General features: G+C 45.5%; 24 protein-coding genes and 1 tRNA gene. 9 read left to right on the top strand and 16 right to left on the bottom strand.

The genetic code is table 11. The features are described 5' to 3' along the window. The first annotated feature begins 120 nt into the window (after positions 1-120). The 6 genes from AC1U9U_RS00550 to AC1U9U_RS00525 all read left to right on the top strand — a co-directional run bounded on the left by AC1U9U_RS00550 (position 121) and on the right by AC1U9U_RS00525 (position 5,414). The gene (locus tag AC1U9U_RS00550) at positions 121-759 is read left to right on the top strand and encodes a CAP domain-containing protein (protein WP_479958586.1); all 639 of its coding nucleotides are present in this window, start codon (positions 121-123) and stop codon (positions 757-759) included. 220 nt (positions 760-979) lie between these two features. Then, the gene (locus AC1U9U_RS00545; RefSeq protein ID WP_479958585.1) at positions 980-2,011 is read left to right on the top strand and encodes a glycosyltransferase; all 1,032 of its coding nucleotides are present in this window, start codon (positions 980-982) and stop codon (positions 2,009-2,011) included. A 69-nt stretch (positions 2,012-2,080) separates the two neighbouring features. Continuing rightward, on the top strand, positions 2,081-2,737 hold the full coding sequence (locus tag AC1U9U_RS00540) for a hypothetical protein (RefSeq protein WP_479958584.1): 657 nt from the start codon (positions 2,081-2,083) through the stop codon (positions 2,735-2,737). 85 nt (positions 2,738-2,822) lie between these two features. Continuing rightward, positions 2,823-4,214: a cell division protein ZapB gene (locus AC1U9U_RS00535; protein ID WP_479958583.1), complete on the top strand. Its 1,392-nt coding sequence runs from the start codon at positions 2,823-2,825 to the stop codon at positions 4,212-4,214. Positions 4,215-4,222: 8 nt separating this feature from the next. Continuing rightward, a complete protein-coding gene (locus tag AC1U9U_RS00530) occupies positions 4,223-4,402 on the top strand; it encodes a hypothetical protein (protein WP_479958582.1) in 180 nt (59 codons plus the stop codon). 1 nt (position 4,403) lies between these two features. Continuing rightward, a complete protein-coding gene (locus AC1U9U_RS00525; protein ID WP_479958581.1) occupies positions 4,404-5,414 on the top strand; it encodes a glycosyltransferase family 4 protein in 1,011 nt (336 codons plus the stop codon). A gap of 318 nt (positions 5,415-5,732) precedes the next feature. Here AC1U9U_RS00525 and AC1U9U_RS00520 read toward each other — a convergent pair whose 3' ends face one another. The 8 genes from AC1U9U_RS00520 to AC1U9U_RS00485 form a co-directional block, all read right to left on the bottom strand. Beyond that, positions 5,733-6,491, bottom strand: a complete 759-nt coding sequence (locus AC1U9U_RS00520; RefSeq protein ID WP_479958602.1) for a peptidoglycan recognition protein family protein — start codon at positions 6,489-6,491, stop codon at positions 5,733-5,735. 147 nt (positions 6,492-6,638) lie between these two features. Beyond that, on the bottom strand, positions 6,639-6,950 hold the full coding sequence (locus tag AC1U9U_RS00515) for a hypothetical protein (RefSeq protein ID WP_479958580.1): 312 nt from the start codon (positions 6,948-6,950) through the stop codon (positions 6,639-6,641). Positions 6,951-7,130: 180 nt separating this feature from the next. Further along, on the bottom strand, positions 7,131-7,910 hold the full coding sequence (locus AC1U9U_RS00510; RefSeq protein WP_479958579.1) for an energy-coupling factor ABC transporter ATP-binding protein: 780 nt from the start codon (positions 7,908-7,910) through the stop codon (positions 7,131-7,133). A gap of 108 nt (positions 7,911-8,018) precedes the next feature. Beyond that, positions 8,019-8,816, bottom strand: a complete 798-nt coding sequence (gene cbiQ / locus AC1U9U_RS00505; protein WP_479958578.1) for a cobalt ECF transporter T component CbiQ — start codon at positions 8,814-8,816, stop codon at positions 8,019-8,021. A gap of 118 nt (positions 8,817-8,934) precedes the next feature. Then, the gene (locus AC1U9U_RS00500; RefSeq protein ID WP_479958601.1) at positions 8,935-9,987 is read right to left on the bottom strand and encodes an energy-coupling factor ABC transporter permease; all 1,053 of its coding nucleotides are present in this window, start codon (positions 9,985-9,987) and stop codon (positions 8,935-8,937) included. A gap of 252 nt (positions 9,988-10,239) precedes the next feature. Beyond that, on the bottom strand, positions 10,240-11,523 hold the full coding sequence (locus AC1U9U_RS00495) for a CapA family protein (RefSeq protein ID WP_479958577.1): 1,284 nt from the start codon (positions 11,521-11,523) through the stop codon (positions 10,240-10,242). 70 nt (positions 11,524-11,593) lie between these two features. Beyond that, complete coding sequence (locus tag AC1U9U_RS00490) at positions 11,594-11,758, bottom strand: hypothetical protein (protein ID WP_479958576.1); 165 nt, start codon at positions 11,756-11,758, stop codon at positions 11,594-11,596. Positions 11,759-11,812: 54 nt separating this feature from the next. Next, positions 11,813-11,888: transfer RNA gene (locus AC1U9U_RS00485), tRNA-Thr, on the bottom strand. A 197-nt stretch (positions 11,889-12,085) separates the two neighbouring features. Here AC1U9U_RS00485 and AC1U9U_RS00480 point away from each other — a divergent pair. From AC1U9U_RS00480 to AC1U9U_RS00470, 3 genes are all read left to right on the top strand, one after another. Next, positions 12,086-13,360 carry a [Fe-Fe] hydrogenase large subunit C-terminal domain-containing protein gene (locus AC1U9U_RS00480; protein WP_479958575.1) on the top strand — a complete coding sequence of 425 codons (1,275 nt, stop codon included), beginning with the start codon at positions 12,086-12,088 and terminating at the stop codon, positions 13,358-13,360. Positions 13,361-13,572: 212 nt separating this feature from the next. After that, a complete protein-coding gene (locus AC1U9U_RS00475; RefSeq protein ID WP_479958600.1) occupies positions 13,573-14,037 on the top strand; it encodes a DsrE/DsrF/DrsH-like family protein in 465 nt (154 codons plus the stop codon). Between the two features lie 116 nt (positions 14,038-14,153). After that, positions 14,154-14,282, top strand: coding sequence for a hypothetical protein (locus tag AC1U9U_RS00470; protein WP_479958574.1), 129 nt, complete (start codon positions 14,154-14,156; stop codon positions 14,280-14,282). A gap of 63 nt (positions 14,283-14,345) precedes the next feature. Here the strand turns inward: AC1U9U_RS00470 and AC1U9U_RS00465 are convergent, their stop codons facing one another. The 8 genes from AC1U9U_RS00465 to dctP form a co-directional block, all read right to left on the bottom strand. Beyond that, entirely contained in the window at positions 14,346-14,528 is a 183-nt protein-coding gene (locus AC1U9U_RS00465; RefSeq protein WP_479958573.1) for a hypothetical protein, read from the bottom strand. 169 nt (positions 14,529-14,697) lie between these two features. After that, positions 14,698-14,862 (bottom strand): hypothetical protein, encoded by a 165-nt coding sequence (locus AC1U9U_RS00460; RefSeq protein ID WP_479958572.1) that lies wholly within the window; start codon positions 14,860-14,862, stop codon positions 14,698-14,700. Positions 14,863-14,883: 21 nt separating this feature from the next. Next, the gene (locus AC1U9U_RS00455) at positions 14,884-15,681 is read right to left on the bottom strand and encodes a hypothetical protein (RefSeq protein WP_479958571.1); all 798 of its coding nucleotides are present in this window, start codon (positions 15,679-15,681) and stop codon (positions 14,884-14,886) included. Between the two features lie 20 nt (positions 15,682-15,701). Then, positions 15,702-15,863, bottom strand: coding sequence for a hypothetical protein (locus tag AC1U9U_RS00450; RefSeq protein WP_479958570.1), 162 nt, complete (start codon positions 15,861-15,863; stop codon positions 15,702-15,704). Between the two features lie 410 nt (positions 15,864-16,273). Further along, on the bottom strand, positions 16,274-17,098 hold the full coding sequence (locus tag AC1U9U_RS00445) for a methyltetrahydrofolate cobalamin methyltransferase (protein WP_479958569.1): 825 nt from the start codon (positions 17,096-17,098) through the stop codon (positions 16,274-16,276). 126 nt (positions 17,099-17,224) lie between these two features. After that, positions 17,225-18,547, bottom strand: a complete 1,323-nt coding sequence (locus AC1U9U_RS00440) for a TRAP transporter large permease (RefSeq protein WP_479958568.1) — start codon at positions 18,545-18,547, stop codon at positions 17,225-17,227. After that, positions 18,544-19,059, bottom strand: a complete 516-nt coding sequence (locus tag AC1U9U_RS00435; protein ID WP_479958567.1) for a TRAP transporter small permease subunit — start codon at positions 19,057-19,059, stop codon at positions 18,544-18,546. The genes AC1U9U_RS00440 and AC1U9U_RS00435 overlap by 4 nt, the downstream gene beginning before the upstream one ends. An 80-nt stretch (positions 19,060-19,139) precedes the next feature. Further along, positions 19,140-20,273 (bottom strand): TRAP transporter substrate-binding protein DctP, encoded by a 1,134-nt coding sequence (gene dctP, locus AC1U9U_RS00430; protein ID WP_479958566.1) that lies wholly within the window; start codon positions 20,271-20,273, stop codon positions 19,140-19,142. Between the last annotated feature and the right edge of the window lie 17 nt (positions 20,274-20,290).

Genomic DNA, 20,290 nt, shown 5'->3' with positions numbered 1-20,290 from the left:
ATATTTTATTTGTCCCAAAATGGATAAGAACACAGTGAGTTCATCTCTAAATGTGTTCTTAAATGAAAAACCACTTTTGATTTTATTTTATAGTTTTGGTCTAAAAAACGGAGGTAATTTATGAAAAAGATGAACAAATTAACTATTGGCATATCTTTAGTCACTTTATTAGCAATAGCTGCACCGGTGCAAGCAGCGGTTAAAACAAATCCTGTGAATACTACAAATGGGTATGGCAGTGTTATTTCCTTAAAGAATTTCAAAATCACTTATCCCTCAGCGACTAAGCCTGCACCTACCCAACCGGCTCCTACTCAACCGGCTCCTACTCAACCGGCTCCGACCCAGCCGACACCCCCGGCTACTTCCGGAACTACGGTAAGTGCCCAGGAGCAAGCTATGATTATCGAAATCAATAAAGAACGGGCTGCCGCCGGACTTGCTCCCCTAAAGGTTGATCTTCGCTTAGTGGAGTTGGCTCAACTGAAAGCCAACGATATGAAGGCTAACGGTTACTTCAGCCACACCTCGCCAACTTACGGTACTCCTTTTGAGATGCTCAGAAATGCCGGTATTCAATACCGCTCCGCCGGCGAAAACATCGCCCGCAACGTCTCCGTAGATGCTGCTATGGCTGCCTTTATGAACAGTGACGGCCACCGCCGAAACATCTTGAATCCTGCCTATACACATGTAGGTGTAGGCGTAGTAAGCAGCAGCTCCGGAAATTACTACGTGCAAATCTTCGCTCAGTTTTAAGAATTTTCGTATCCGCAAACCTGAATAGTGCAAAATCGACAAGTCACAGTTCGGCATGAAGAACTGTGGCTTTTTGTTAATAAGCCTTGACCTTTGGTTGCACCTTCATTATCTTTCACATACTCTGTAGCAGCACTCGCGTTAGAGGGACGGTCACTATTTAAAACTTATTTAAAAATGAAAAGGGGACCTGTCGGACTGTCTTAAGGGAGGTGAAATTATGCCGACAATTATTTATCCCCGCACTTTACCTTGGAACTGGATGGTTCAAAGGCCGCAGCAGATTCTCAAAGAACTATCATTCTTGGGATACACGGTACTATATGAGGATGTCGGGTCCTTTCGGGAAATCCAAGTCAAAAAGCTCTGGGATTCCTTCTACCTTTGCCGGGGAATCTCACCCTTATCACTGGCTCATCCTCGCCCACGGATTCTTTGGTTAACCTTTCCCCAACATGTTAATTTAATCGATATATATCAACCGGATGCCGTGATCTTTGATTGCTCCGATGAGGTTAGGGAAGATTTTTCGGCCTGTGCTCCTTACATAAAGCCTGTGCTCACCAGAGCGAAGCTGGTTTTTGCCACTTCCCAAAACCTTTTTGATCTGCTTTCCTCCCAACATCCTCGAGTAACCCTCCTGCGCAACGGCGTCGATTATGCCCATTTTTCCACTCCTCAAGAACGCCCGGAGGACTTACCGAAGGAACAACCCCTGATTGGCTATAGCGGAGCAATTGCCCCTTGGTTGGACTGGGACTTGCTGGAGGAAGTCATCAGCAAACACCCCGATTTTAATTTTGTCTTTCTCGGTGCCTTAGTAATGCTTAAGCATTTTCCCCTAACAGCTCCCAATGTCAGCTATTTGGGGCAAAAACCTTATGCGAAACTCCCCGGCTATCTTCAGCGCTTTAAGGTGAGCCTGATCCCCTTTAAGCATACCCCCATGACCCATGGCTGTAATCCCATCAAGCTTTATGAATATGCCGCGGTGGGCTCACCTATAGTGACCACTCCCCTGCCGGAGCTATTAGAAGCACATTCCTATATTACAAGCGACTCCGAGGCCACTCTCGGCTCCACACTGACACCGGCTTCTACTCCGCAAACCTTCGCCCAAGGTATTGAAGAGGCCCTGCTCAGGGGAGCAGATCGAGGCGCCTTACAGGCCTTTGCCGTCAACAATACCTGGCAAAACCGGGCTAAGGAAATTGATAAGAAAATCCTTGCCCTAGGGCTCGACACAGGCTAATCCTGTAACACTTAAGCTTCAACTTGAATAGAATACCCCGAAAATACAATAAAGGAGGGAAAACAACTCATGGCTGACCTCTATCCATATGACCCTTATCAAGAGAGAGTATGCATAATTGTTGAAAAAGTCTTCTTTAGCTGCCAACAAAGAGAGTGTTTTCCAAATTTCCCAATCGATCTTCCCGATTGCGGCGGGCCATTCACCTTTGTTGACCTTGTCTTTCAGAATGGGGTCATCCTTCCGGAAAGCATCGTCATCACTCCGATTCCCGGCCGCCCAAACTTTGCCCGCGCCCAATTCACCGTCCGCATCTGCTTCACCGCCACAGTGAGAAATGCTGCCGGGCAACTCGTCACTGTTAACGGCTGTTTGCCGGACATTTTCAAGGACATTGTCATCTATTATCCCCCAACCCGTCCTGAATTCGACTTCAACTTAAGAGTTGAAACCCGCAGTGAGCTTCTGGTTCCTGCGATCATCTCCGGAGACACCCTAGTCGTCACCGTAGGCTCTTTTGTTATCACCAAATTGACGGGCTTCGTCCAACTGGCTATAGAGGCCTTTGGCTATTGCCCGGAGCCGCCCTTCTGCGAAGAATTTCCCACTGAAGAGCCTTGTATCGACTTCTTGAATCCAAATCTTACCCCATTCCCAACCGATTTCTTCCCTCCCCAATTGCCCAGTCCGGCACCACTGCGGGCAAACCATGTCAATCTCAGCTGATCCCATTCTTTTTACTCACTGTCACAAAGCTACTAGGGCTGTCATTTGACAGCCCTAGTTCATCCTACCTAGGAGGTGTGCATTGTTGCCTGTTACGACAATTCCTCAATCCCGTCTGTTGCTTACAGATCAATATTCCTTCCTGCTTGAGGTAGATAGTGACCGGATGACCTTATTCCCGACAACCGACCAAGAGCCCCTCTTTCAGTTAGACGAATCGGTCCTGCTTGCTCAAGGGATAATCGATGATACTAATCAGATCCATCTCGCCTACATAAAAAGCACCGGGGAACTATGTTACGACCTTATCTCAGTTAACGGTGAACACCAATCTATGCCCTTAGGAAAGCTGGATGTGCGGTCTCAGCGTTTCGAGCAGCTACTCCTTTTTCCCGTCGGCAAAGTCATCCACATTTTTTATGCAAGCGCAAATTACGGCCTGCCCGATGTTTGGCGCATCACCCATCTCTTTTGGAACGGTCAAGCCTGGAGATCCGCCCTGATTGGGGAAGTGGTCCATCCCCGTCATCCCCTCTTCCAGGTTCTGCTTGACTCCCGCTCTAATCTCCATGTCTTAATGATAACCTTCCTAGGCAATCGCTCCGTCCTGATGTCGAGCATCTTCAACGGCTCCTTCTTTGTGTGGTCAAAACGTCAAGAGGTTCTCAATATTCCACGGGAAGTTATCGATATGACCGCAACAATTACTGCCGATGACCGTGGCTACCTGTTCTGGGCAGCCAAACAACCGGGAAGTGACCGCTTTGAAACCGGCCAGGCAACCCATGCCAAACTGAATGACTTCAGAAGCACATGGCAGGTTGAAGCCCCACCTGCGGCAGATCTTCAAGGTCCATGGCGGGGATTGGGGGTTCTTCAATTCCAAGGTGTACTTAGCCTTATGGTTTATCTAAATCAAGCCGTTCTCTTTCAATTGCAGGATTATACTTGGAAACCTATCCAGACTCTTTCCGCCAATTTCCTTCCATTGATGATCGCCCAAAAGTCTCAAGGAAATATTAACTACACCCATTGGCTGCGGGAGGAAAACCAGGAAAACGCCATCTTTGCCGATTGGCTAAAGCTGCCCAAAGCAGTTCCCGAAGACTCCTTTGATTCCGCTCAAGAACAGGTTCCGATTGCTAATGATTCCCAGCCTATCAGTGAAAATGCCCCTCAGGGCAATCCCCTGCTTGCGCCAACTAAAGTTCCACCTGCGGAAACTTCATCTACAGAAGACTTAAATTTAATTTTCAATAATCTTAAAGAAACTACCCTTAACCTTACTAACGACCTCGAATCCTTAAACGAAAAAATAGACTCTCTCCCGGCGGCACTGCAAATTCTTAAAGAGCTCAAAGAAAAAAATGAAGAGACCCTTGCGGCTCTCCGGCAACTTGAAGCAAAAGTAAATGCCCTTCAAGACCAGCAACAAGTTACGACCAAGAAAGGATTTTGGCAAAGATGGTTAATGTAAACAGCCTGATGAAATATGGGGATGTCCTGAAGCAATATCCCCAGCTTAAGCCTATCTTTCGCAGGATGGGCATTCCGGTCTCCGGCTGCGGAATTTACTATCTTCTGGATATGACCCTTGAACAACTTGCCCATCGCTATAACCTAGTTACAGATACCTTGCTGAAAGCCTTGCAAAGGGGATATTAATGTGAAAGTTCTTTTTCAAACCCGCCGGGACTTTCGGAAAAATCCGGCGGGAGATACCATTCAACTGCTGGCCACTGCTCAGGTCCTTAGAAACCTTGGCGTACAGGTCTTTTTATCCCTTAATCCCAAGGTCCGGTTAGACGAATATGACTTGGTTCATATTTTTAACGCCACCCGCGTAGTAGACTCCTCCATGTATTTAGAAAATGCCCGGAAACAACAAAAACCTGCGGTAGTTTCCCCAATCTATTGGAATATGGAGCATTACCTTAAAAAAGATGGTGAGGATTCTCCTGCTCTTAACCAGTGGGAATCCTATCAGTCTTGGCGAGGACAATTACTCCAGGATTGCGACCTGCTTCTGCCCAATGGCCAACAGGAAATGGCTCAGATCCAAGAGGATTTTCAAGTAACTACTCCTTATCAGGTCATACCTAACGGCTTTCCAGTGGAGTATCTTGGTATAGACGAAACCTATTTTCGGGAGCAATGCCCCGGACTTCCGGAAGAGTTTATCCTATCCGTAGGTCGAATTTCTGCTCGCAAAAATCAAAAGTGGCTGGCTCAATGCTGTCAGGAATTAGGAGTCACCCTTGTCTTAGCCGGCCCCATCAATGAGCCTCACTATTTCGAGGAAGTACAGGCTTATCCCAACGTAATTTATCTGGGTACTTTGCAAGGGAGACTCTTGGCCTCAGCCTATGCCGCTGCTAAGGTCCACGCTATGCCCAGCTGGTTTGAGACGCCTGGATTATCCAGCTTAGAAGCCGGAGCCTGCGGAGCAGTGGTCCTCTCCACCGATCAAGGATGCACCAAGGAATATTTCCAGGATATGGCCGTCTATATCGACCCTTTTAATGAAGAAAGCCTCCTTCCTGCTTTGGAAGAGGCCCTGACCTATAATCCCGAACCCTTGACCAAACACATTCAAAAGCATTATTCCTGGACTAAGGTCGGAGAAAAGACTTTGGCGGCCTATAAGAGCCTATTAAAAGGCTCATCCGAAAGTTAAATAATCTAAAAGATCCTTCGCTCATGCTCAGGATGACACCACACATTATGTCATGCTGAACGCAGTGAAGTATCCTGACCCAATAGCAGTAGCGGCATACGGGTTTAAAATAGCAGTAGCGGCATACGGGTTTAATCTGAAGTTAATTAAAAGCTAAGCTTAATAGCGAGGACAATATGGGAAATAAAAGACACAAATCGACGCGAAAATCTAATAGTAAAAAAGACGAGGTCTCATTAAAGACTCTCGTCTTTTTATCACTGACTACGTTCAAAATTAGCTACGCCTTAGAGAGGCATGAGCAGCTGAAGTTCTTATTTATACCTTGCCCTTTCGTATAAAATCCAGTACCTTCTGGCAGGTTGCATAACGGTCGGCACCCGCCAAAAGGATGGCACGTCCCACCGGTTTTGTATTTCCGCCTACTACATAGATTTTCTTGGCGGAATCTAAATATCCTTGACCAACTTGGTCCAGATAAAGGACCGGTGCCCGCAGATAGTCCGCTAGATAACCTGCCGCTCTTTCATCAGGTCCGCGGCCTACTAAGATTAAACTCTCCACTTGCGTATCAACTCCTGCTCCTCTATTCAACCAGTCGATCTCGGTCTCGATGGCCGCGAGCATATCCTCCCACTCGTAACCGTAGGACTTCAAATAATCAATAGGGTCTGCATGCTTGGTTTCTCTATAGGTAAGGGATATATCCCGATGGGAAAAAACGTTTTCCTTTGTCCATCCATAGCGGACACAGGCATCTGCCACCAACCAAACTGTCCGGTTCCACACCTCCCGGAATTTCTGGGGGTCATGCTCCCGTGGTTCAATCATTTCTACGGATAGAAAACGTTGGTTGGCCGTATAACCGGCATGCCAAGCCACCTCGTTTTCCGGGATGGCAAAGATAATCTCACTCCAGTCCACAAAATAATGGGCCGAAGCAGCCCGGTGTTGGCTGTTAAAATAGTTGAATTCAGTTTGGGCTGTAGCCTCGGAGGTTGCGGTAGAATGAATCACAAAACCCTGGGGCTCTAAAGGTTCTTGGGGCCGATTATGAACAAGAATCTGCTCTTTTATCGCGTATCCCGTGATAACCTCCTCCTTTCACTCAAATTTCCTCCGGTTTGCTTGGAGACGGCCTTTTGTGTCCTCTCCGATTTTGCTTTAGCAAAGGTTTGCTCCTTAGACTACTTTATGCTCTAATACTTTATGCTCTAACCCCACTTATGGTCCGCCCTTTTGCTTGCCATTAAAGTAATGAAAGAAATCATGGGCAAAATTTGCGCCCTTGCCAACCACCAATCCGGTGAGAAATATCCCCACATACTCGTTTTGGGTCTGGATTCCGATTAATCTTAAAGCGTCGATCTGAGTCTGATGGGCGAGAAAAATCCCCGTACCTAAGCTGATTAGTTCAATAGTAAGGGGGCGGAATTTATCAGGGAGAAAGGGAAGAGCACTAACTATAGTTTTAAAAAGGTCCACAACTTTTTCTACAACCACTGCCAATAGCATAACTAAGCTCAGAGCATCCATTTCAATTCCCCCCTTTAATCTCTGGATAAAAGTCCCTCCTTCTTACCTATATTCTAAGTTTCGTCTGTTTGTACATATCTTTAAAAAATTTAAGAAGTTTCTGCTAAAAAAGTAAAAACGCCCCCTAATTTCTTAAGAAAGCGTTGTTTTTAAATCCTCTTATTTAGCCAGGCTAGCTATTTATGGGTTCTTAGATAAATTACCTCTAAGGCCCTTTCCGCAGACCGGACACCCCTGCAAAGCCAAAGGCATTTCCAGACCACAAGCATCCAGCAATTCTGCATTGGTCAGGATTTCCGCCGTGGGGCCATCAGCGGCCACTTCACCCTGATGAATAACAATAATTCTGTCGCATAATTCATAGACCATGTCAAGATCATGACTGGTAATAATCTTCGTATGCTCAAAGCCCTGGAGCAGTTTCATCAGCCTCCGTCTGGACTTAGGGTCAAGAGCCGAAGAGGGTTCATCCATAATTAAGATATCTGGACGCATGGAAAGCACAGCGGCTATAGCGGCGGAACGTTTTTCCCCGCCGGATAATTTATAAGGTGCCCGATCCTTGAGATGAAGAATCCCCACCATCTCTAAGGCTTGAAGGACTCGCTTTTCCACTTCTTGTTCGTCCAACTTATAATTACGGGGTCCAAAGGCCACATCATCGTAAACTGTATTCATAAAGAGCTGATCATCGGGGTTCTGAAAAACCATTCCCATCCGCTGGCGGACGATGGGTAAGGTTTTTTTCGTGACTAAAACCTCCCCCACCCGAACCTCTCCCCGGCTAGGGAAAATGACCCCCATCAGCAGCATCAACAAGGTGGACTTCCCGGCACCATTGGCACCGATGATGCCTACCGACTCCCCGTGATGAATGGTAAAAGTCATTCCCTTAATTGCCTTATGGCCATCGGGATAAATATATTGCAGATCTCTGACTTCTGTCATGTGGTGACTCATAAGGTCCCTCCTGTTAAAATCCTTCAGTCATTCTTCTTCCAGGATGACACGAACCGTCATGCTGAGCAAAGCGAAGTATCTTGTGCCGGTTAGCGTACTTGCTCGCAATTAATAGAATAAGGTTCCTATCAACAACGGAATATTCACAGTTCTGACGAGAATGAAAAAGCCACACCAACCCATCATATAGACGATATCCTTGGCAGTAATCCGCGGTTGCTCTCCCATGTTATATTCTCCCGTGAAACCTCTTAAACACATGGATTGATAGACTCGCTGGGCCCTTTCATAAGTCCGGAAGAGCAACTGCCCAATTAAAGGCCCCCAAACCTTCCGCTTGATACCCTTCTGGTCAGGTGCCCGCAAGGAATAAGCTCTCCAGATCAATGAAACCTCTTCCATGAGGACGGAGATATAGCGATAAGTCAAAAGAAGCTGAAGGACAAATATCTTGGGTATTTTTAACATCCGCAAAGCAGAGCCCAGTTTATCCATCCCCGTGGTGGCTATCAGCAATAGGGCCGCGGTCACAGTTAATCCACACTTAATCAGAATCGCCAAAAAGGTAATCCAGCCCCTGGAGAAGCTAAGTCCGCCGATGATGAATACCTGCTGATCAAAGAAAGGATTGAGTATCCCTATTCCCAAAGCGAAAGGGGCCGCCAAAAGCACCCGCTTCATTATCGGGCCAAAAGGCAGTTCCCCTAAGGTCATCACCAGCACAGGAAAGAAAATCAAGGGCAAAAGGCCGAGAATCTCATAGCGGTTAAAGGACACCACCACTATGATATAGATGAGTGTCGTAATAAGCTTTGCTAAAGGATGAATTCTATGAATGACCGTCTCCTTACCGGATAAGTCGTCCAAATGTCGCATATCAAAAACGGTACCCATCATATTTGCCATAATTCTATACCTCACAAAGCCAAAGGTTTAGCACTGGACCCGACTAACCTTCAGTAGGGATTGAATCCCCCACCGAAAGAAGTCTCGTTCAATTCCGATCTCCACAGGAATATTAGTATCATTTAGCTATACTGGAATTCTTCTTCTTGATCAAAGTTACGGCAAAACCAATAATTCCGGCCAAAGCAAGGGTTAGACCTGCGCCTACTATCCCCGCAGTCGTGGTGCCGCCATCGACTACAGGCCATACTTCGCTGCTAGCGGCAGCAGCGGATGTACTTTCTTCTTCAGCGCCTTTGAAGCCGTAATCCGGTAAAAAGGCAATTTTGCTCTGAAAGCTGGCCAAGGTTTGATAAATTCCCTCCGGCGCCTCCAACTCCTCCACTCCTGCCGTTTTATGCATCGACCATTCCAGCCCATCGGGATTAGCTGAAGCAAACCAGGATAAAACTCCCCCGGTAAGAACAGCGACAACAGCAAGAACCGTTAGGACCCGTTTCAGAGAAATACCCGTCAGCTTTTCGCCCCAGGCAGCATTACCAAGGATTTCCGGACGTTCCTTCCAGACAAAGGTAACTACCGCTGCAATAACCAGACCTTCGACAATCCCAATGGCTAAGTGAATGGGCTGCATAAGCAAGAGGAAGGTGGTAAAGGGTAGTTCCGTCTTCCCGGAAAACAGAGTCTCGAGAACAACACTAAAGGACCCTAACTGGAGGCCGATGACTGCAGCCAACAGTGCCGCACCTAAAATCCGTTTCGAACTGTACCCTTTGGCCACGATGGGCTTATAAATAAAAGGATAGACTACAAAACAAGTAAAAAAGCCAAGATTGAATATATTCGACCCCAAGGCTAAAAGCCCTCCATCAGCAAAGAATAAAGCCTGGATGGTCAAGATCGCAGCCATAGTAAGGAATCCCGCATAAGGTCCCAGAAGTATGGCCAGCAATAACCCGCCACCAAGATGCCCGCTGGAACCGGTTCCAGGTATGCTGAAGTTGATCATCTGGGCGGCAAAAACAAAGGCCCCCATAACACCCATCAAAGGAATTTTCTTTTCATCCATATCATCCTGGATCTTTTTAACGGAATAGGCCGCCACACCTGCAGTCGCTGCCCACATAGTTACCCCCACTGCCGGTGAAATTAGCGCATCAGCCATATGCATACTAATCATCTCCCTTTCAAAAAGTAAAACCATGAAAATCCGCCCATTTCTTCGGGCAAGACCTTCATGGTCATCTCCATCGTTTTGAACTTGTTATAAAATAAGCTTAATTGTCCTACAGGACCCTAAGTATCTTCATGATACCATAATATTACGTGCGTCATAATTAGTTATATTCTAGATTGCTATTAAAATTCCTTCTGTTAAAAGACGAAATGTCGAAATATTTCAGCAATAACTTTAAGCAGTAAATTATTGCTCGTTTGTGGCTAACCGGTCTAAACGGTCCCGGGTTGTCTTTAAGACATTTTCCAGAAGGGGCAAATCGCCATTAGTAAGGATTTCCTCTTCATTAGCTTTTATCTTCTCGATAGCTTTTTCCACCGGAATAACCCGGAATTGCTGCCTACCTCCTTTGGTATAGCTATGGGAGAAGGTAGGGATTAATTTGACCTCATTAAGTTCTATGTTCTGAGAAATCAAAGTATCGGTATCGTCTATTCCTGCTGCAGCTGAAGAATCTACAGAATCCGCCGCCTTTGGCCGTATCACTTTTTCAATGCCGAACTTAAGTTGAAGGATAACCCCGCTGTTGCGTTCCTGTCCGCGCTGATCCCCGATAAAATTGCCAATAGAGTAGGCCACAAATTTCTTTTTCCCGTCAATATTAAAGTACTCAACCGGCTGAATTACATGAGGATGGCTTCCCACGATGGCATCGGCACCGGCTTCCAGAAACTCACGGGCCAGGGTCCGCTGTTCCTCAGTAGGCGTAGTGCTGTATTCCACTCCCCAGTGCAATACTAAGATCAGAATATCCACTTGAGGCCTTAATTGATCAATATCCTGGCGAATCTGTTGCTTTTCCAACATATTAATAAAATAGGCATGCTCGGCAGGAAGGCTCAAACCATTGGTTCCATAGGTATAAGACAGATAACCAACTTTAACTCCGCGAATATCCTTGATCAGAAAACCAGTATCCTCGGCACTTTTCTTAATCCCTAATGTGTCCAACCCCGCTCTTTCGATTACTTCAACCGTCCTTAAAGCCCCTCGGTAACCCCGGTCAAGAATATGGTTATTGGTTGCTACTACTCCATCCACTCCATATTCCTTTAAATGATTCGCGATAGCGTCGGGACTATTAAAAAGAGGATACCCCGTATAACCCGTTTCCGGTCCGGCCAGGGCTGTTTCCAGATTAGTAGTGCAATAATCCCCTTCCTCCATGAGCTTCCTGACTTCCCCGAAGAAATTAAAGGAATATGTCCCATCAGGCTGTCCCCCGGACCAGATCAGGGTATTATGCATTAGAATATCCCCTAAGGCAGTGAGGGTAATAGTGTCCCGCTGGGTTATGGGCCCCGGGTCCGGTTTTGAAGGAGCAGGCTCTGAGTGACCTCCGTTTCCCTGGTCTACGGGAGCAGTCGTTGAGACCCCTAACCCCTTGCACCCTGTTAGGGAAAAAATGGACAGTAAAAACATTAGAAAAATAAGTGCGGGAAAAGATTTTTTAATATAAACCTTCTTCATCCAAACCTCCCAGACTGGTGTTAGCTATCTTCAACTATTGTCGGATGTTTATGACTTCGTTTCTCCTACCCTATTTTCCTTCTAATGCCCTAATTTGTTTGCCTAAACCCTTAAGCTCCCGATAACGTTCGTTCGCCCTTCGGATATTTTCATCACCGAGTTCAGCAATATAAATCTCTTCACCACATTCCTTACAATAAGGAACTCCAGCAAGAGTAGGGATAGTGAATATCAAATTCTTTCCTGTATAAAAATAAAACACCGCAACTTCTGCGGTGTTAATTTCCTATGGAGCCGATGGCAGGACTCGAACCTGTAACCTGCTGATTACAAATCAGCTGCTCTACCAATTGAGCTACATCGGCTTGTCCAGCGACAGAATTTATAATAACATAAGGCAAAAACTTTTTCAACACTAAAATAACAAATAAATTTCCAACTTAATTTCCAACTTCTTTTTACAACCTCAATTTTTACTATGGCTACCCATATCTGAAGAAAAAATTAAGAGTTGACAAGGTAGTTGGGGGGCATACTAATTTTAGCAAAGGGAGGGCAAATGATGAGTAATCTTACTTATGAAGAAATCTTTGGCCGCTTGGTTAAAGCTTCTTACCAGGGAAAACTGCAGGAGGAAATCGATACTCTGGAATCCTCCGGAGATGAACACACCAAGCAATATGTGCATTATGCTTTAGGCAAAGGGGACCCGGATAAGGTCGTCTTTCAAATTAAATCCTGGAATAATGAATGTTCTGAAGAAGAGCATAGCTGTGAGGCCTCGTGTCTTTTTGATGCGATAGTCAGGGATATGGAAGGAAATGTGGTCATCCAAGATCGCAATTGTACCCATTGTGGCCAATGCATCGAACCCTGTTCTTTAGATAGCTTAGTGGATAAAAAAGAATTCATTCCCCTAGTGGAAATTTTGCAAGCCAAGGAAGTGCCGGTCTTTGCCATGGTGGCTCCCGCGATTATCGGTCAATTCGGCGAAAAGGTGACTATGGGCCAGCTTCGTGCCGCCCTTAAGCATCTGGGCTTCTACGGCATGATCGAAGTGGCACTTTTTGCCGATGTCCTAAGCCTTAAAGAAGCCCTGGAATTCGATCGGCATGTTAAAACCGATCAGGATTTTGTTCTAACCAGTTGTTGCTGCCCGATCTGGGTGGGGATGGTCAAAAGGGTCTACGACACCCTGATTCCCCATATCTCCCCTTCCGTATCCCCGATGGTGGCCTGCGGACGGGGAATCAAGCGCCTTCATCCGGAAGCTAAGACCGTCTTTATCGGCCCCTGTATCGCCAAAAAAGCCGAAGCCAAAGAAGCGGATATCCGGGATGCCGTGGATGCGGTGCTGACCTTCCATGAATTGAAACAAATTTTTGCGGCTACGGATATTAACCTTGCCGAAATGGAGGATATCCCCAGCGAACACTCCTCGACCAGTGGACGGATTTATGCCCGCACCGGAGGAGTATCCAAGTCGATCGCCGATACTTTAGATCGCCTAAGACCGGATAAGCCGGTAAAGATCAAATCCATTCAAGCCGATGGCATTAAGGAATGTAAAGCCCTGCTCAATGATCTTATGAATAAGGATATCAAGGCAAATTTCTACGAAGGAATGGGCTGTGAGGGCGGCTGTGTCGGGGGACCTAAGGCCTTGCTAAAAGCAGAGGAGGGCACTGAATTTGTCAACAATTACGGTGCCGAGGCGGGAGCCCACACCCCGGCAGATAATCAGCATGTTTTGGAGCTGCTCAAGCAACTGGGAATCGATAGTGTTGAAGAATTGCTGGAAGGAGAGTCGGCCAAGATCTTCCAAAGGGTATTTTAGGATGAGAGGCTACCAACAAATACAAGCGAGGATTGTAGTTGCACGTACATAGAGAATGCAAGTCAAATCAGAACCCTTGTAGCAAGGAAAGCATGAATATTCGGAGGTGGAATATGGAAACACCACAAAATTTAGAAACCAAAAGCACTCCGACAGTCGGACAACAATCAAGACCCGGTGATTTGGACGCTAACCAAATCTCCCCAAAAAAGATGACCTTGCTCATGTTCAGCGGCGAATACGATAAGGCCCTTGCCGCTCTCATTCTCGCTAATTCGGGACGAGAGATGGGAATGGATGTGACCGTCTTCTTTGCCTTTTGGGGACTTTGCCTCGTGCGCGATCCGGATCGGATGACTTTAGAAGATAAAACTCTCTTTGAGCAGATGTTTGGCCTGGTCACTCCTAAAGGAATAGAAGAATTACCCCTTTCCCGCATGAATATGGCCGGAATCGGCAAGGCCATGCTTAAGGAAATGATGGAGGATGACGACACCCCATCCCTCACTGCCTTTCTTAACGGAGCACGGAAAAAAGGAGTAAAATTCTGCGGCTGCAAGCTCTCCGTAGATGTCATGGGATTTAAAAAAGAAGAATTGCTCCCTGAAGTGGAGATCATTACGGCCACTGACTTTTTACAAGAAGCTATGGAATCACAGATTCAATTGTTCATATAAGGTTAAATAGATTAGCTCCCACCCAACCCATCACACCTCTTGGACAGAGTGAATAGGCTATACTAGACAACCAACGTTCTTATAGCTATTCCATGATTGAAGAAGGTGGTGATAGTATGTTTGATGTTAATATTGAAGCCATTCCTTTGTCGACAGTTATTGCCGTAGGAATAATTGCCCTCTTACTTCTGAGAATTCTGCTGGGCTCTTTGTTAAACCTCCTCGACAAATTATTGCTTGGCTAAAGCTCAATGAAAAGGGTCTGCTGCAGGCGAACTTTATGTTCGTAGACAACAGACCCTTATCTTTTAAACTGCAAAGCCGCATTGTTCGTCACTGAATACTTGGTATTCGGAAACAGTAAAGTTTACAAAATCATATTTCTTCGATTGGAGAGCCGCATACCTTTCAGCCTCTTGCTTATTGACAAAGATTTTGTCTATAGAGCTGACAAAGTTGGTATCAATAGCTTTAACAACATAAACTTTCATCGCTATCACTCCACCTAATATAGATTGTTACGGTATTCTTAATGATATCTTAATACGTTTATGTGCAAATAATAAGAAAATTCTCGCAAACGGCAAAATATAAGCGGTCACCGGTCAAAAACAGGGTGTGAACGGTTAGAAAAAATGCGTTGAGCTGCCACAGTGGGAACTACCACAGGATATGTTGATTTTTATTTTCAACTACTTGCTTTAAAGCAGTAATGATGAATACGATAAAAATGAAGGCGGCAATTGAAAGCATCGGGGAAAAATACGCAAAAGGCTGGGCGCCTAAAAGGGTGCCATGGGCCCATAAATACCAAAGTGTAGACATACGGCATCTCCTTTCTATCGTTTAATGCCTCAGGTCACCCTTGAGTTCCTTCAAAATTGATTCTCGCGTATCAACTTCAAAACGATAAATTTGCCCCAAAAAATAGAGACCTACCGCAGAAGTTAAGGCAAGTATCTGCAACGGAGCGGGTGAATACAAGTCAATAAACCTGATAAGGGCAAATATTGTATCATTAGGCTCCAGGGATTGTTTTACACTTAGCTCCACATGCCGGAAATCAATTGTTAAAAAGCCTATTGAAAGATGATTATCATGAACGGGAAAGTAAATTGACATCCGCGGTGTTAATCTATAGGGATCTAAATTTTTTAATAGCTCCGTATGCTTTTCCCCGTCATATTTCTCTTGAAGTTGATTAGTTCCAGCCTCGTACTCCGACTTAATCGCTTGCATAACACGATAAGCGGCGTCAGTAATAACCAGTCCAAAACAAGAGAAGGTGATCAGCAATGTTAAGGCGTAAGGAAGATTGATTTCAAAAACTTTAAACATTAAATATACAGTTTCATTTGGTTCCATCTGCTGTCTTAAATAAACTGCAATTTCCCGGAAGCTTAAAACAGAAATCCCTATTGCGGAATAAGGAGGGACCATCAACCAAAAAACAATAGCCGGCGGGCAAAGTTTCGATGGCTCGAGTTTGCCTTTTATCCATTTCCGCATTTCCTTATAGATAAGGGGGTAGTACTTTTCTAACACCCAGCTTGGTTGTTTAATAAAGGCATCAAAAGGAGTTCGAAAAGTATTTAAGGTTGCCTTAAGATTTTCTCGATTAAATGTTAATGCTGCTACCTTCAAAACCTCAACTCCCACAGAAATTAAAATCCATCAATGATGTCTTGAGCCGCTTTTTCTATCGGATTTTCTGTATATCCCACCGTGGCAAGAATAAAATAAGTCCAGACTATTGCAACAATAATGCCTAGAACGGTCGGGACCGGTAACCAAACCCCCCAGAACTTATTAGAAGATTTGCTCATATTATTAAGCTGCAAATTGGTCATAATTTCACTTCCATGCACATTCAGATTTCGCAGGTATAATTCCTAAAGATGACCCCACCTAAGACCATTGAAACTATAAATGATCCTACCAGCCATATAACCCAATAAGCTTGAATTAACCTCAGAGAAAACTTGAATGCATCCACCTCAAAAACACCCTTTTTTAACCAATATATGGATAAGATTGTGGTGTTGCCACAAGGTTTTCTGAAGAAAGCCCTGGTTAAGCGACATTTAACCAAAAAGGACCGCTGCTTTAAATGAGCAATTCTGCTCGCTTGCAGCGGTCCTTTACGTCCCGGATTAAATTTTAGATAATTTCCCCATACCCATAATAACTTCTTGCAGGGCCGAATCGGGAATAGCCATCATATCCGGAGACGGCTTCACGGGGAACATTCTTGAATATCTGAAATCTTAGCTTTAATACGACCGGCCCGAACTCCCGAAATATAGTCCATGCAAAAATCATCTTCACCGGCTAAAGCCTTTGTTGCGGCCAATAAGGACATCATCGTTTGATCCAATGGATCAAGAATAAAAGCGTCCATGCCCTTGGTTGCGCCCATAACGGCAAAGACACGATTTATCAGCTTCCGTTCGGGAAGACCATGAGATATGTTGGACAAACCGGAGATGATGTGGATATCCGGATATTTTGAACGCAATTGCTCTGTGCTTTCCAAAACCTCCAACCCGAATTGATTATTTACGCCGAGAGGTTTGACTACAGGGTCCAGATAGATATCATTATCGGTAACCCCGGCCTCACGCAGGCCGCTAACCAGTTTATCCGCTACGGCAAGCCTCTTTTCAACGGTATTGGGCATTCCCGAATTATCCATGCATAGAGCCACTACTTTTGGTTTGTACTTAATAATTAGAGGAAGGACTGCTTCCCATTTCTTTTTCACTGCGGAAATTGAATTAACCATCCCCTGTTTACGGCAGCGTGATAATCCTGCTTCAAGCGCCAGGGGATTAGGACTGTCAATACAAAGAGGGATGTCTACTACCTCTTGAATCAGATCCACAAGCCAAATCATATCAGCGACTTCGTCTCCGCCGTGGGCCGTAATTACGTCAATGTAGTTAGCCCCCGCCTCAGCTTGACGCCTGGCGATGTCTTGTAGATAGTCTTGATCTTTTTGTTCGATAGCAAGAGCAATAGCCTTCCGCGTAGAGTTGAGTAGTTCTCCTACAATAATCAAAGCCCTTAATCTCCTTTCCCTTCTCCAATCCCAATTTCTTTCTGTACCGACCTTTGCTCCACAGATGTTACAAGGAGCATCCCCGTAATAATAGGGATGCCCCCTTTTTTATTAGTGTGATCCCAATTAATACATTATACTTGGTAAATAGGTGATTATCTGAGGGAAGATGCAGAGGGTAATAATTGCCAAGATTTGCAGCCCTAGGAAGGGGAAGGTAGCGCTATAAACTTCTGAGATATTGATATCCTCTTTGGCAACCCCCTTAAGGTAAAAAGCCGCGTAGGCAAAGGGCGGTGACAAGTAGGAAGCTTGAATAAATACCGCAAACATAATGGCAAACCAGATAGGATCAAAGCCAAGGGCGTAAACAATGGGGGTAAAGACCGGAATACCGATCAGCAACACGCCGTAGGAATCAATAAACATACCCATAATAAGGAGAATTACCGAAATCACGGCGAAAATTACCCATCTGCTTACGTCTAAGCTGGTGACAAAGTTAGTAATTACTTGTGCTCCGCCTAAACCAAGGAACACGGATGTAAACATAGAAGCGGCAAGGATAATCCACATGATCATGGCATTGGTCTTCATTGTCTCAAAACATGCTTCCTGGATCATCTTCCAGTTTAAACGCTTGTATGCCAGTGCAATGAGCATTGAACCCACACAACCCAAAGCTGCCGCCTCTGTGGGAGTAGCTACTCCTTTTAAGATTGAGCCAAGCACCAAGACGATCAAACCCAGGGTAGGCACAATAGTTTTAAGGATTAAGAGGAGCTTATCGCCGGTGGAATATTTATCTGCCTCCTCTTTAGAAATCGGCGGCCCCATCTTGGGATCAATTATGGTGCGGATAACGATATAGGCCAAGTACAATCCGGACAAGAGAAGTCCTGCTCCGATGCCCCCGGCAAAGAGTTTGCCGATGGAGATCTGAGCTTGGGCCCCATAGATAACAAGGATAATACTGGGAGGAATGATCGTTCCCAAACAGCCCGCCGCCATAATCGTTCCAAAGGAGAGCTTGCGGTTGTACTTATAGCGCATCATGGTCGGTAAAGCCAGCATGGTCATCATGGTGATGGAGGCACCGATAATCCCGGTAGCAGCCGCTAACAGGGTACAAATAACCACTGTTCCGATCGCCAAACCCCCACGAATCCGGCCAAAGATAATATACATGGATTCAAACATATCATCCGCGGCACCGGACCGTTCGAGGATACAGCCCATGAAGATAAAGAGAATACAGCTTACATAGCTAACATTTGAACCAACATTTAAGATGGTACGATTAAATAAGTTCAAAACCCCGGGATTATCCCACATGGTGAAGCCAAAGATAACGGCGAGACCCCCAAGGGTAAAGGTCAGGGGATAACCCAGCAACAATACGGTTAAGAACCCAATAGCAACGATAATTAATGCAGTTTCCGGTGTCATACCTCTTCTCCTTTCACCACATAGATGATATCCCTAAGCAGTTTGGCAATACCCTGGAGAGCCAGCAGAAGAAAACTCAGGGCAAATATTGTCTTTGACGGGGCAATCGGGGGGCCCCACATGGAGAAAGTTCTTTCATTAATCGACCAGGCAAAAATTGCGTTCTGGGTAGTTTTCCATAAAAGCACTCCTACAAATGGAGTGAAAATAAAACCAAAGAAAACTATGTCTATAATAGCTTGCCACTTTTTTGACAACCTACCATAGATGATATCGGTGCGTACATGTTTCCCTTCCTTTAAAACCCAAGCTACCCCAACCATCCAGCTTATACCGGTAAGTAAGGTCGCTAATTCCCAACTCCAGTCGGTGGGGGATTTTAATATATATCTGCGAACAACTTCGAAAGCCTGAAGAGCAACAATCAGCAAAACAATATAGCTAAAGGATTTAGCCGTTAATTCACTGATCTTATCTATGCCCTTCAAGACTTTAGCTAGTTTTTGTACCATAACTTTCCCCTCCTCATACGGTGTATACAAAGGCTACCCACCGGTAGCCTCTGTATACAATTGGCCAGTCTTTGAATTAACTATTTTTTCAGCGGATAACCAAGCTGCTCCTCCGGAGTTAAGCCCGCTCCCCACCAAGCCGACATATTCTTATAAGGGAACCACAATTCTTGGAAGTTATTGATAGAATCATATACCTCAGCAGTTAGTCCGCCGTATTTCTTAGCATCTTCTTGTTCGATCCTAACCATTTCTTGTCTGGCTTTGATGAAGTCTTCTTTCTGCATCCGGATGAACTCCATTTTACCGGATTCTTCAAGCTTATTCATCGTTTGAGCACTTTCATACTGGCTCTTGGTCCAGTGTTGTAACTCACGAGATTTGAAGGCCATTTCTACAATCAGTTGCAGATCGGGCGGCAAAGAGTTCCAGGCATCTTTGTTAACAACAACGGTGGTTACGAAGTGAACATTCCAGAAGTCAGGATAAATACCATAGTCGGAAATATCCACAAGGCCCAGGCTTTCATCGTATTTAAGGTGACCAAATTCCGCCGACTCCACGGCACCTTGAGACATGGCAGTAAAGACTTCTTCCAGGGGCATGGAAATACCGGCTACACCATATTGGGCGATCATGCGGGGATCAGAGGTTCTCATCTTCGTCCCTGCCATATCGGAGAGGCTCTTGAAGGGTTTTTTCGACATCATAACTTCGCTGCCCCAAATTTCCGCCGCGACGAATTGCAGGTTCAGCTTATCAAAAGCTTTTTGAGTTAAATCCCAACCGCCATGCTCATACAACCAGGTCCATTTATCCATGGAGTCCATAGACATACTTCCCGTGCTTAGAGGAAGCAGTGCATATTCAATTCCTTTGGCGTAAATCGGCCAGCTGGCATGCATCTGGAATACTCCATCGCCGCAGGCTTGGAAGGCTTCCATACTGCTGGCAAAAGTCCCATTGGGAACCACTTCGATCTTCAAGCGGCCATTGGACGCCTTATAGATTTCATCAGCGGTCTGTTTGGTTTGTTCAAAGTCACTTTGACCGGTGGTGTGGATAACTTGCATCTTCCAGTTGAACTGCGGGGTATCCTGCATTCCGCCGGAAGCGGCTCCACCTCCGGATGTAGTTTGGACTTTGGCACATCCGGTTAGCACGAGGCCCGCGATAACTGCGATACCCAATACCTTTGTAAAAACCTTTTTCATTCTAATCCTCCTCTGTT

The organism is Desulfitobacterium sp. (assembly GCF_982384815.1).
The sequence above is the reverse complement of the archived record's forward strand: the minus strand, read 5'-3'. Positions and strand labels throughout refer to the sequence as shown.